The 11,678-nt window shown below is 70.7% G+C and carries 12 protein-coding genes; 9 read left to right on the forward strand and 3 right to left on the reverse strand.

Annotated elements, in window-relative coordinates:
• Positions 1-292: 292 nt before the first annotated feature.
• From AAC134_RS22450 to AAC134_RS22460, 3 genes are read right to left on the reverse strand one after another with little or no spacing between them, the layout of a single operon-like run.
• Positions 293-955, reverse strand: coding sequence for a lactate utilization protein (locus tag AAC134_RS22450; protein WP_339951792.1), 663 nt, complete (start codon positions 953-955; stop codon positions 293-295).
• Positions 952-2,397: a LutB/LldF family L-lactate oxidation iron-sulfur protein gene (locus tag AAC134_RS22455; RefSeq protein ID WP_339951794.1), complete on the reverse strand. Its 1,446-nt coding sequence runs from the start codon at positions 2,395-2,397 to the stop codon at positions 952-954. Before AAC134_RS22455 ends, AAC134_RS22450 begins: the two co-directional genes overlap by 4 nt.
• A gap of 25 nt (positions 2,398-2,422) precedes the next feature.
• A complete protein-coding gene (locus tag AAC134_RS22460; protein WP_339951796.1) occupies positions 2,423-3,196 on the reverse strand; it encodes a (Fe-S)-binding protein in 774 nt (257 codons plus the stop codon).
• Between the two features lie 322 nt (positions 3,197-3,518).
• On the opposite strand from AAC134_RS22460, the gene AAC134_RS22465 reads away from it, so the two are divergent.
• From AAC134_RS22465 to AAC134_RS22505, 9 genes are all read left to right on the forward strand, one after another.
• Positions 3,519-4,154, forward strand: a complete 636-nt coding sequence (locus tag AAC134_RS22465; RefSeq protein ID WP_339951798.1) for a 50S ribosomal protein L25/general stress protein Ctc — start codon at positions 3,519-3,521, stop codon at positions 4,152-4,154.
• A 477-nt stretch (positions 4,155-4,631) separates the two neighbouring features.
• The gene (mazG, locus tag AAC134_RS22470) at positions 4,632-5,531 is read left to right on the forward strand and encodes a nucleoside triphosphate pyrophosphohydrolase (protein WP_339951800.1); all 900 of its coding nucleotides are present in this window, start codon (positions 4,632-4,634) and stop codon (positions 5,529-5,531) included.
• A gap of 131 nt (positions 5,532-5,662) precedes the next feature.
• The gene (locus tag AAC134_RS22475; RefSeq protein WP_339951802.1) at positions 5,663-6,094 is read left to right on the forward strand and encodes a Fur family transcriptional regulator; all 432 of its coding nucleotides are present in this window, start codon (positions 5,663-5,665) and stop codon (positions 6,092-6,094) included.
• A gap of 67 nt (positions 6,095-6,161) precedes the next feature.
• A complete protein-coding gene (gene eno / locus AAC134_RS22480) occupies positions 6,162-7,436 on the forward strand; it encodes a phosphopyruvate hydratase (RefSeq protein WP_339951804.1) in 1,275 nt (424 codons plus the stop codon).
• Between the two features lie 242 nt (positions 7,437-7,678).
• Positions 7,679-7,933 (forward strand): hypothetical protein, encoded by a 255-nt coding sequence (locus tag AAC134_RS22485; RefSeq protein ID WP_339951806.1) that lies wholly within the window; start codon positions 7,679-7,681, stop codon positions 7,931-7,933.
• Positions 7,934-8,102: 169 nt separating this feature from the next.
• Positions 8,103-8,405 (forward strand): septum formation initiator family protein, encoded by a 303-nt coding sequence (locus tag AAC134_RS22490; RefSeq protein WP_339951808.1) that lies wholly within the window; start codon positions 8,103-8,105, stop codon positions 8,403-8,405.
• Positions 8,406-8,641: 236 nt separating this feature from the next.
• Positions 8,642-9,628 carry a pyruvate dehydrogenase (acetyl-transferring) E1 component subunit alpha gene (gene pdhA, locus AAC134_RS22495; protein ID WP_339951810.1) on the forward strand — a complete coding sequence of 329 codons (987 nt, stop codon included), beginning with the start codon at positions 8,642-8,644 and terminating at the stop codon, positions 9,626-9,628.
• An 11-nt stretch (positions 9,629-9,639) separates the two neighbouring features.
• Positions 9,640-11,082, forward strand: coding sequence for a pyruvate dehydrogenase complex E1 component subunit beta (locus AAC134_RS22500; RefSeq protein WP_339951812.1), 1,443 nt, complete (start codon positions 9,640-9,642; stop codon positions 11,080-11,082).
• A gap of 12 nt (positions 11,083-11,094) precedes the next feature.
• Positions 11,095-11,678 (forward strand): biotin/lipoyl-containing protein (locus AAC134_RS22505; protein WP_339951814.1); only part of this gene is annotated, 584 nt, incomplete at its 3' end.

Raw genomic sequence — 11,678 nt, forward strand, 5'->3', positions numbered from 1 at the left:
CTCCGGAGCCGTCTCTCGCTGTTGATGCCTGAGCGACTCGCCCGCAGGGGTCAAGGACAAGCCGCCTTCGGCGGTCGCTTCGCGATCCCTGACCCCTGCGGGCGAGTCGCTCTGATCGGCATCAGCGAGAGACGGCTCCGGAGAACAGGCGCTTCGCGACGGGTTGGGGGCGTTGCGCCATGGCGCCAGGGCGGCGGGCCGGGAGACGGGGGCCACGAGCGGGGAGGGGGAAACGCGCCGCGGGCGGGAGGCCGAAACCGGGGCTGCGCGTGACGCGGCGCCTGCGGGCGGGTCAGTCGTCCAGGATGAAGACGTGGACCGCGACGGGGCCGTGGGCGCCCAGCTGCAGGACGCCGCCGATGTCGGCCGAGCGGCTGGGCCCGGTGACCAGGTTGACCGTGCGCGGCTGGGCGCCGGAGCGGCGGATGCGGGCCCAGAGCTCCTCGAGGCCGGGCACGATCTCGGACCGGCGCAGCACGATGAAATGGGTCTCGCCCAGGAAGGTCAGCGTCACCGGATTCTCGGGGCCCGAGCGCAGGGCCAGCGTGCCGGTCTCGGCGGCGCCGCAGACGGCGCGCGAGATCGTGGCGGGCTCCTCGATCCGGCCGGGACCGCGGCTGGCCTCGAGCCCGAACCAGTCGAGACCGGCGAGGTCGGGATCCTCGCCCATGCGGATCGCGGCGGGGAGGTTGCGGGCGCGCAGCTCCTCGGCCAGGGCCGAGGGGAGGGCCTCGAGGCCCGCGACATGGGAGACGGAGGCGTCGACCGCGCGCAGCTTCTCCTCGAAGCGGGCGAGCGCGGCGGCGCCCTCGAGCCGCGAGGCCTCGGGGCGCGGGGCGGTCTGGGCGCCGGCGAGGCGCAGGCGCGCGGCGACGCCCTCGGCGCGCTCGGCGGCGGGGCGGCCCTCCTCCAGCTTTCGGCGGAGGTTGGCGAGGATGCGGACGCGCGCGCTCATCGCGCAGCGCCCTTGCGACGGCCCTCGGCGTCAGGGTTCCATTGCGCGAGGAAGGTGCCGCCCTTCTGAGGGGCGGGGAAATCGCGGGTCTGCGTCCAGGCGCGCCCGGCCAGCGGCAGGCTGCGGATCGAGCCCGCGCCCAGCATCCGCAGCGCCCGCGCCGCAAAGCCGGCGGCGGCGCGGTAGAGGCCGGGACGGCGCGCGGCCCAGCCCCAGGCGCCGATGCCCCGGCGCATGCCGCGGGGCGAGAGCTTGCGTTCGAACTCGCGCGTGCGCCAGTGGCGCATCATCCGGGGCAGCGGGATGCGCATCGGACACACCTCCTCGCAGCGTCCGCAGAAGGTGGAGGCGTTGGGCAGGTTGCCGCCCTGGGTGACGCCGATCAGCGCCGGCGTCAGCACCGCCCCCATCGGCCCGGGGTAGACCCAGCCGTAGGCGTGCCCGCCGACCGCGCGATAGACCGGGCAGTGGTTCATGCAGGCCCCGCAGCGGATGCAGCGCAGCATGTCCTGGAACTCGGAGCCCAGCATCTCGGAGCGGCCGTTGTCGAGCAGGACCACGTGGTATTCCTCGGGCCCGTCGGGGTCCTCGGGGCGGCGGGGGCCCGAGGAGAAGGTGGTGTAGACCGACATCTCCTGCCCCGTGGCCGAGCGGGCCAGCAGACGCAGCACCGTCGAGGCGTCCTCGAGCGTCGGCACGATCTTCTCCAGCGAGGCGATGACGATGTGGACCTTCGCCAGCGACTGCGACAGGTCCCCGTTGCCCTCGTTGGTCACGATCACCGACTGGCCGGTCTCGGCGATCAGCATGTTGGCGCCGGTGATCCCGACCTCGGCCTCGAAATACTTGCGCCGGAGCTCGCCGCGGGCCTCCAGCAGCAGCTTGTCGAGGCCTTCCAGGTCTCGGTCCGCCGGCAGATGCGGGTGGAACTTGCGGAACGCCTCGCGCCATTGCGGCACGTTCACGTGCATCGCGGGGGCGATGATGTGGGAGGGCGTCTCTTTTCGGAGCTGGATGATGTATTCGCCCAGATCCGTCTCGACCGGCGTCACGCCGTTCTCTTCGAGATAGTCGTTGAGCCCGATCTCCTCGGAGATCATCGACTTGCCCTTGTTGACCGTCTTCGCGTCGGCCTTGCGGCAGATGTCGAGGATGATCGCGCGGGCGTCCTCGGCGGTCTCGGCCCAGTGGACGTGGCCGCCGGCGTCGGTCACCGCCTGCTCGTAGGTCTCGAGATAGACGTCGAGATGCTCGAGCACGTGGTTCTTGAGGTCGCGGCCGGCGTCGCGCATGGCGTCGAACTCGGGCACCGCGCCGGCCGCGGCGCCGCGGCGGGCCATCGAGCCGGTGAGCGCGGTGGTCATCTGCTCCATCAGCGGCGCGTCGGCCATCGCCTCGCGCACGTTCTGGCGGAAGTTCGGGGTGGTGGGCGCGTGGGTCATCCGGCCTCTCCGATCGCGCTTGTCATCAGCTCTCTCCGATCGCGGGCGTGTCGGTCATGCCGGCCAGCACCTCGACGACGTGGCGGGCCTTCACGGGGCGGCCCTCGCGGCTCATCTTGCCGGCGATGTTCATCAGGCAGCCGAGGTCGCCGGCCAGGATCGTGCCGGCGCCGGTGGCCGCGGCGTGGCGGGTCTTGTCGGCGGCCATGCGGTCGGAGATCTCGGGGTATTTCACGCAGAAGGTTCCGCCGAAGCCGCAGCAGACCTCGGCCTCGGGCAGCTCGCGCAGCTCGAGGCCCTCGATCGCGCCGAGAAGCGCGCGGGGCTGGGCCTTGATGCCGAGGCTGCGCAGGCCCGAGCAGCTGTCGTGGTAGGTCACCGGGCCCTCGGGCGCGCGGCCGTCGGTGGCGGCGACGCCGAGCACGTCGGCGAGGAACTGGGTGATCTCGAAGGTCCTGGCCGCCAGTTTCTCGGCCCGCGCGCGCCAGCGGTCGCCGGCGCGGAACATCTGCGGATAGTCCTTGATCACGGTGGCCGCGCAGGAGCCCGAGGGGAGCACGACGGCGTCGTAGCCCTCGAACTCGGCGATCACCCGGCGGGCGAGGCGACGGGCGCCCCGCTCGTCGCCCGCATTCCAGGCGGGCTGGCCGCAGCAGGTCTGACCGGGGGGGACGCGCACGTCGCAGCCGGCGTCCTCGAGCAGGCGCGCGGCGGCAAATCCCACCGAGGGCCGGAACAGGTCGACGAGGCAGGTGGCCAGCAGCGCCACGCGGGGCTTCTCGCCCTCGGATACCGTCATGCCCAGCGGCCCTCCCTTGTCGCATGCGCGTCCCCTGTAAAGCGCGCCCGGGGGCGCGGGGCAAGCGCGACGGCCGCAAGGCGGGCGCGGGAGCGACGGTTTGCACAGGGGGGGCGAGGCGGGGGGGCGAGGCGGGGGGGCGAGGCCGCCCCGCCCGGCGCGCGCCCCCGCGCCGGGTCGCGGACCGGCTCGGGGGCTTTCCCCCGCGGAGATTTGGGCGTATAGGCGCGCGTCTGCGGCAGGGACACCCCTGGAGGCCCGTTGCAGGGACGCGGACGGACGGTCCGTCCGCGCCGAACACCAGACAAGATTGGAGTCGACGATGGCCGACCTTCCGGTTCTCGAGGCCACCGCCCGCTCCGGCACGGGCAAAGGGGCTGCCCGTGCCGCGCGGCGCGAGGGGCTGGTCCCCGGCGTGATCTATGGCGGGGGCTCGGACCCTGTCTCGATCAACGTCAAGCACAACGAGCTGCTCAAGCGGCTCAAGGCGGGGCGCTTCCTGTCCACGCTGTTCAACGTGAAGGTGGACGGCGCGGACAACCGCGTGATCTGCCGCGCGGTGCAGCGCGACGTGGTGCGCGACCTGCCCACCCACGTCGACTTCCTGCGCCTGACCGAGAAGAGCCGCATCAACCTGTTCGTTCACGTCGACTACGTGAACCAGGAGGACTCGCCCGGTCTCAAGAAGGGCGGCGTGCTGACCGTGGTGCGCTCCGAGGTCGAGCTGAACGTGATCGCGGGCTCGATCCCCGATCACATCACCGTCGACCTGACGGGCAAGAGCTTCGGCGACGTGATCCACATCTCCGACGTCAAGCTGCCCAACGGCGTGACCCCGGTGATCCGGGACCGCGACTTCGTGCTGGCCAACATCTCCGCCCCCTCCGGCCTGCGCGCCGCGGAGGCCGAGGAGGCTGACGCCGAGGCCGCCGCCGAGGAGGCCGCCGCCGAGGAGTGATCCTCGCGACGCCGCCACAGGCCTGACAGACCCGACGCCCGCTCCCCACCCGGAGCGGGCGTTTCGCGTTTCCGCCCCCCGCTCGTCCTGGGCGCCCTGGCGCGACGCCCCCACCCCTCGCAAAGCGCCTGTTCTCCGGAGCCGTCTCTCGCGGATGCCGATCAGAGCGACTCGGCCGGAGGGGTCAGGGATCGCGAAGCGACCGGCGCAGCCGGCTTGTCCTTGACCCCTGCGGGCGAGTCGCTCAGGCATCAGACGCGAGAGACGGCTCCGGAGAACAGGCGCGGGGCTTGTTCTTGGGTGAGTCAGGAGCCCGCCGGAGGCTCCCCCCTCCGCAGTCCAGGCCCGCGCCCGCAACCCACGCGCGCCCGCCAAGCCCGCCCGCAGGGCGCCTGTAGACCCATCCCCCGCCTTGCCCGCCCCCGCCCGGCCGCGCTAGTCCGGCCGGGACCGCCCCCGTCCACGGAGACGCCGCCGATGACCGACGCCCCGCCCCTGCCCCGCGCGGTCTCCGACGCGCTGGTCCGCGACCCCGCCGGCGCGCTGGAGCGGCTGCGCGAGATCATGCGCCGCCTGCGCGCGCCCGACGGCTGCCCGTGGGATCGCGACCAGGATTTCGCGAGCATCGCCAAGTACACCGTCGAGGAGGCCTACGAGGTCGCCGACGCCATCGAGCGGCGCGACATGGCCGACCTGAAGGATGAGCTCGGCGACCTGCTGCTGCAGGTCGTCTACCACGCCCAGATGGCGGCGGAGGCCGGGCTCTTCGACTTCGACGACGTCGCCCGCGCCGTCGCCGACAAGATGCTGCGCCGCCACCCGCATGTCTTCGGCGACGAGCACGGCGTGCTGCGCGAGCTGCGCCCCGGCGACTGGGAGCGGATGAAGGCGCAGGAACGCGCGGCCAGGGGCAAGGTCGAGACCGCCGCGGCCTCGGCGCTCGACGGGGTCGCGACAGGTCTGCCGGGGCTGACGCGGGCGGTGAAGCTGCAGGCGCGCGCGGCGCGGGTCGGCTTCGACTGGCCCGAGGCGGGCGACGTGATCGCCAAGGTGGTCGAGGAGGCGGGCGAGCTGGTCGAGGCGCGCGACCGCCTCACCCCCGACGAGGTGGAGGCGGAGTTCGGGGACCTCGCCTTCGTGCTGGCCAACCTCGCCCGCCATCTCAAGGTCGAACCCGAGCACGCGATCCGGCGCACCAACGCCAAGTTCGAGCGGCGCTTTCGGGAGGTCGAGCGGCGGCTGGCCGCGCGGGGCAAGCGGGCCGAGGACAGCGATCTGGCCGAGATGGACGCGATCTGGGACGAGATCCGCGCCGAGGAGAAGGCCGCCGCCACGCCGCCCGCAGGCCCCTCGCCTGCGCCCGACGACCGGCTCTAGGACGACCTGCGGCGGGGAGGGACGCGGCGCCGCTTTGACCCCGCCTCGCGCATCCGTTATCACCGCTCGCGATCGCGGCGCCCTCCCTCCCCCCGGGGGCCGCAGGACGGCCCGGAGAAGACCGCCCGCCGATGACCGACACCATCCTGGATCGTTGCGAGGCCGCGGGCCTGCGCATGACCGGACAGCGCCGCACCGTGGCCCGCGTTCTGGAGTCGAGCGACGACCATCCCGACGTCGAGGAGCTGCACCGCCGCGCGGCCGCCGAGGACGCCCGCATCAGCCTCGCCACCGTCTACCGCACGGTGAAGCTGTTCGAGGACGCCGGCATCGTCGAGAAGGTGGATTTCGGCGACGGCCGCGCGCGCTACGAGGACGCCGAGCGCGAGCACCACGACCATCTGATCGACATGACCACCGGCCAGGTGATCGAGTTCGTCGACGAGGAGATCGAGGCCCTGCAGCGCAAGGTGGCCGAGAAGCTCGGCTATGAGCTGATGGGTCATCGCATGGAGTTGTACGGCCGGCCCCTGCGGGGCGCGCGGCCCAAGCGGGGCCGCTGAGGCCCCACCCCTTTCCGCCGGCGCGCGCCCCAGCGGCCCCGCCGGCCCGAGCAGTGGAGACGCGAGAATGAGCGCCATCGTGGACATCGCCGGACGCGAGATCCTGGACAGCCGCGGCAACCCGACCGTGGAGGTCGACGTGACGCTGGAGGACGGCTCCTTCGGTCGGGCCGCGGTGCCCTCGGGCGCCTCGACCGGCGCGCATGAGGCCGTCGAGCTGCGCGACGGCGGCGCGCGCTACAAGGGCAAGGGCGTCACGCTCGCCGTCGAGGCCGTCAACGGCGAGATCTTCGAGGCCCTGGCCGGCGTCGACGCCACCGAGCAGGTCGCCATCGACCGCGCGATGATCGAGCTCGACGGCACCGAGAACAAGGGCCGGCTTGGCGCCAACGCGATCCTGGGCGTGTCGCTGGCCGTCGCCAAGGCCGCGGCCGAGAGCGTGGCCCTGCCCCTCTACCGCTATGTCGGCGGCATCAACGCCAAGATGCTGCCGGTGCCGATGATGAACATCATCAACGGCGGCGAGCACGCCGACAACCCGATCGACGTGCAGGAGTTCATGATCATGCCCGTCGGCGCGTCCTCTCTGCGGGAGGCGGTGCGCATCGGGGCCGAGGTGTTCCACACGCTGAAGGCCGAGCTGAAGGCCGCCGGCCACAACACCAACGTCGGCGACGAGGGCGGCTTTGCCCCCAACCTCGCGGGCACGCGCGACGCGCTCGATTTCATCATGAAGTCGGTGGAGAAGGCGGGCTTCACGCCGGGCGAGGACGTTTACATCGCGCTCGACGCCGCCTCGACCGAGTTCTACGAGGACGGCAAGTACAACCTCAAGGGCGAGGACGCGGTGCTGAGCTCGGAGCAGATGGCCGAGTATCTGCGCCGTCTGGTCGCCGACTACCCGATCATCTCGATCGAGGACGGCATGGCCGAGGACGACTGGGAAGGGTGGAAGGCCCTGACCGATCTCGTTGGCGACAAATGCCAGCTGGTGGGCGACGACCTGTTCGTGACCAACACCAAGCGGCTGATCACGGGCATCGAGATGGGAGCCGCGAACTCGATCCTGGTGAAGGTCAACCAGATCGGCTCGCTGACCGAGACCATCGAGGCGGTCGAGATGGCGCATCGCGCGCGCTTCACCAGCGTGATGTCCCACCGCTCGGGCGAGACCGAGGACGCGACCATCGCCGACCTCGCCGTGGCGCTGAACTGCGGGCAGATCAAGACCGGGTCGCTGGCGCGCTCGGACCGGCTGGCCAAGTACAACCAGCTGATCCGCATCGAGGAGGAGCTGGGCGAGACGGCGATCTATGCCGGCCGCTCGATCCTCAAGGGCTGAGGGCCTGAAGGGGGCCCGGGCGCCCTCGCGGTTCGATCTTCGGCGCCGCCGATTCCCTGTGGAGTCGGCGGCGTCGTCCGTTTCCAGGGCCGGCGACGCGCATTTCGTTGCGTCACTTGCAGGAATTCTTACGGACGGTTTCGGGGCCGGGCCGTGAATCGTCGACGTTTCGACGGATTATTTACGACGGATGAAGGGCTCGTTAAGGCGAGGGACACGCGCGAGGCGGTATCGCATCGCCCATGACCACACATTTCCGAGGATATCTCCGGACCGTCGACCCCGGCCCGGCCGAGCCCTCCGGGCTCGAGGCGCGCACGCGCCACTTCAGCAGCGGCGCGCCGACGCGTGAGGCCTCCGTCGGGCGGCCGCCGCCGCTGAAGGTCTATTCGCGATTGCAGGCGAGGTCGTCGGGGCGCCAGCTCCGGGCCCGCCATGTCGCGATCCTGGCGGTGGTGGCCGCGGTCATCGTCTACGCGAAATCCTACGGGGTCTGAGCGCGCCTGCCGACGGATCCCCAAAGCGGCCACGGCGTCTGAGCCGACGCGGACAAGCCTTCGCGCGGAAACACTCTTTTCAAACCGACGAGACTGCGGCACTGTCTGCATTCAGGTCCACGGCCGCCTCATGCGGGGCGGCGGACGCCGGAGCAGGCGGGCGAGCGACATGAACGAGAACGGCGCATCGCGACGGATCGTGGCCGCGGCCTTCGGCTTCTTCGTGGTCGGGGCCACCAGCTATTTCGGCTATTCCGCGCTGCAGGGCGACACCGGCCTGGTCGAACAGGTCCGTCTCGCGCGCGAGCAGTCGACGCTGGAGGCCAACCTGGCGGAGCTGAAGACCGAGCGGCGGCGGATGGAGAACCTGACGCGGCGCCTCTCGGACCGCTATCTCGACCTCGATCTCCTCGATGAGCGCGCGCGTCGGATCCTGGGCTATGCCCGCCAGGACGAGATCGTGATCCGCTGAGCGCTCGCAGGGCGCCGCCGCAGGTCCGTTCCGCGGGCACGCTCAGGCGGCCTGATCGTACGACAACCGTATGTTTTCGTTGCGCGAGAGTTCGGGCGCGGACGCACGAAACTTCCCGCCGCCCCGCGAAACCCGCAATTCGCTTGCTCGATATTGGCGTGCAGTCGTTATGGTGCGAGGCTAGAACAGCTTGGACCTCGTGACCGATCCGGGCCCACACCAGGGAGGATGACGCCATGGCCGCCACGCGGCGAAAGAAGCCCAACGCGTCGAAGGAGGAGCTGCTCGCCTATTATCGCGACATGCTCCTGATCCGCCGCTTCGAGGAGAAGGCGGGCCAGCTCTACGGCATGGGCCTGATCGGGGGATTCTGTCACCTCTACATCGGCCAGGAGGCCGTCGTCGTCGGGGCCGAGGCCGCGGCGAAAGAGGGCGACCAGCGGATCACCACCTACCGCGACCACGGCCACATGCTGGCCTGCGGGATGGATCCCGACGGGGTGATGGCCGAGCTGACCGGGCGCGAGGGGGGATACTCCAAGGGCAAGGGCGGCTCGATGCACATGTTCTCCAAGGAGAAGGAGTTCTACGGCGGTCACGGCATCGTCGGCGCGAACGTCCCCCTTGGCGCGGGTCTCGCCTTCGCGAACAAGTACCGCGAGAACGACAACGTCACCTTCACCTATTTCGGCGACGGCGCGGCCAACCAGGGCCAGGTCTACGAGACCTTCAACATGGCCTCGCTGTGGCATCTGCCGGTGATCTTCATCATCGAGAACAACCAGTACGCGATGGGCACCAGCCTGAAGCGCGCCTCCTCGTCCCCCGCCCTCTACACCCGCGGCGCCGCCTTCGGGATCGAGGGCGAAGCGGTCGACGGGATGGACGTGCTGGCGGTGAAGGCCGCCTGCGAGAAGGCCGCCGACATCTGCCGCAAGGGCGACGGGCCCTACATCCTCGAGATGAACACCTACCGCTACCGCGGCCACTCGATGTCCGACCCCGCCAAGTACCGAACCCGCGAGGAAGTGCAGAAGATGCGCGAGACCCGCGACCCGATCGAGCATGTGCGCGAGCTGCTGACCATGGGCGGCGACGCGACCGACGAGGAGCTCAAGGCCCTCGACAAGGAGGTTCGCGGCATCGTCAACAAGTCCGCCGACTTCGCCCAGGAGAGCCCCGAGCCCGCGCTCGAGGAGCTCTGGACCAACGTGTACGCCTGAGGAGGGGGACTATGGCCATTCAGATCCTGATGCCCGCGCTTTCCCCCACCATGGAGGAAGGCACGCTGTCGAAATGGACCGTCAAGGAGGGGGACAGCGTCTCCTCCGGCGACATTCTGGCGGAGATCGAGACCGACAAGGCCACGATGGAATTCGAGGCCGTCGATGAAGGCGTGATCGGCAAGCTGCTGATCGAGGAAGGCACCGAAGGCGTGAAGGTCAACACGCCCATCGCCGTGCTGCTGGAGGAAGGCGAGGACGCCTCGGACGCCGAGCAGGCCGGTTCGGCCAAGCCGAAGGCCGAGGAGTCCGGAGACGACGACGACGACGCCGAGAGCGCGCAGGAGGCCGTCAAGGGCGCCTCCGACGCCGGCGAGGCGGCCAAGGAGATGCCCCACGGGACCGTGCCGGCCTCCTCCAAGCCCGCCGCGCCGATGGCCGAGCTGGAGCTCGACTGGCCCGAGGACGCGCCGATGAAGAAGCAGACCGTGCGCGAGGCGCTGCGGGATGCCATGGCCGAGGAGATGCGCGCCGACGGCGACGTCTTCGTGATGGGCGAGGAGGTGGCCGAGTACCAGGGCGCCTACAAGATCACCCAAGGCCTGCTGGACGAGTTCGGCGGCAAGCGGGTGATCGACACCCCGATCACCGAGCACGGCTTTGCCGGCCTCGGCGTGGGCGCGGCCTTTGCGGGCCTCAAGCCGATCGTCGAGTTCATGACCTTCAACTTCGCCATGCAGGCGATCGACCAGATCATCAACTCGGCCGCCAAGACGTTGTACATGTCCGGCGGCCAGATGGGCTGCCCGATCGTGTTCCGCGGGCCCAACGGCGCCGCGGCCCGCGTGGGGGCCCAGCACTCCCAGGACTACGCCGCCTGGTATGCGCAGATCCCCGGCCTGAAGGTCGTGCAGCCCTACTCGGCCGCCGACGCCAAGGGTCTGCTGAAATCGGCGATCCGCGACCCCAACCCGGTGGTGTTCCTGGAGAACGAGATCCTCTACGGGCGCAGTTTCGACGTGCCCGACATCGAGGATCTGACCATCCCGCTGGGCAAGGCCCGGATCTGGCGTCAGGGCACGGACGTGACGCTGGTCAGCTTCGGCATCGGCATGACCTACGCACTGGAGGCCGCCGAGGCGCTCGCCGCCGAGGGGATCGAGGCCGAGGTCATCGACCTGCGCTGCCTGCGCCCGATGGACACCGACACGGTGGTCAAGTCGGTGATGAAGACCAACCGCTGCGTCACCGTCGAGGAAGGCTGGCCGGTGGCCTCGATCGGCAACCACATCTCGGCGACGCTGATGACGAAGGCCTTCGACTATCTCGACGCGCCGGTCCTGAACTGCACCGGCAAGGACGTGCCGATGCCCTACGCCGCCAATCTCGAGCGCCATGCGCTGGTCACGACCGCCGAGGTGGTCGAGGCCGCCAAGGCCATCTGCTATCGCTGAGGGGGGAGGGAGATGTCCATCCAGATCCTGATGCCCGCGCTTTCCCCCACGATGGAGGAAGGCACGCTGGCCAAGTGGACGGTCAAGGAGGGGGACACGGTCTCCTCCGGCGACATCCTCGCCGAGATCGAGACCGACAAGGCCACGATGGAGTTCGAGGCCGTCGACGAGGGCGTGATCGGCAAGCTGCTGATCGCCGAGGGGACAGAGGGGGTGAAGGTCAACACCCCCATCGCCGTCCTGCTCGAGGAGGGCGAGGACGCCTCCGCCGCCGACGAGGCCGCGGAGAAGGCCCCCGCCAAGGCCGAGAAGCCCGAGGCGAAGCCGGCCCCCGCCGAGAGCGACGCGGAGAAACCCTCCGCCGCCCCCGCCGCGCCGGCGCCCAAGACGGCCGACACCCCTGCCCCGCCGGCGCCGGAGGCGGCGGACGGCGAGCGCATCTTCGCCTCGCCGCTGGCGCGGCGGATCGCGAAGGAAAAGGGGCTCGACCTCACGAAGGTGAAGGGCTCCGGCCCCAAGGGTCGCATCGTGAAGGCCGACGTCGAGAGCGCCAAGCCTCAAGCCGAGGCCCCCGCCGCTAAGGCGCAGGACAAGGC

Source organism: uncultured Albimonas sp. (genome assembly GCF_963977235.1).
GTDB lineage: Bacteria > Pseudomonadota > Alphaproteobacteria > Rhodobacterales > Rhodobacteraceae > Albimonas.

Excerpts from the sequence above, each read along its gene's own strand:
- AAC134_RS22450 (WP_339951792.1), bottom strand. The coding sequence starts at position 955 with ATGAGCGCGCGCGTCCGCATCCTCGCCAACCTCCGCCGAAAGCTGGAG.
- AAC134_RS22455 (WP_339951794.1), bottom strand. The coding sequence starts at position 2,397 with ATGACCCACGCGCCCACCACCCCGAACTTCCGCCAGAACGTGCGCGAG.
- AAC134_RS22460 (WP_339951796.1), bottom strand. The coding sequence starts at position 3,196 with ATGACGGTATCCGAGGGCGAGAAGCCCCGCGTGGCGCTGCTGGCCACC.
- AAC134_RS22465 (WP_339951798.1), top strand. The coding sequence starts at position 3,519 with ATGGCCGACCTTCCGGTTCTCGAGGCCACCGCCCGCTCCGGCACGGGC.
- mazG (WP_339951800.1), top strand. The coding sequence starts at position 4,632 with ATGACCGACGCCCCGCCCCTGCCCCGCGCGGTCTCCGACGCGCTGGTC.
- AAC134_RS22475 (WP_339951802.1), top strand. The coding sequence starts at position 5,663 with ATGACCGACACCATCCTGGATCGTTGCGAGGCCGCGGGCCTGCGCATG.
- eno (WP_339951804.1), top strand. The coding sequence starts at position 6,162 with ATGAGCGCCATCGTGGACATCGCCGGACGCGAGATCCTGGACAGCCGC.
- AAC134_RS22485 (WP_339951806.1), top strand. The coding sequence starts at position 7,679 with ATGACCACACATTTCCGAGGATATCTCCGGACCGTCGACCCCGGCCCG.
- AAC134_RS22490 (WP_339951808.1), top strand. The coding sequence starts at position 8,103 with ATGAACGAGAACGGCGCATCGCGACGGATCGTGGCCGCGGCCTTCGGC.
- pdhA (WP_339951810.1), top strand. The coding sequence starts at position 8,642 with ATGGCCGCCACGCGGCGAAAGAAGCCCAACGCGTCGAAGGAGGAGCTG.
- AAC134_RS22500 (WP_339951812.1), top strand. The coding sequence starts at position 9,640 with ATGGCCATTCAGATCCTGATGCCCGCGCTTTCCCCCACCATGGAGGAA.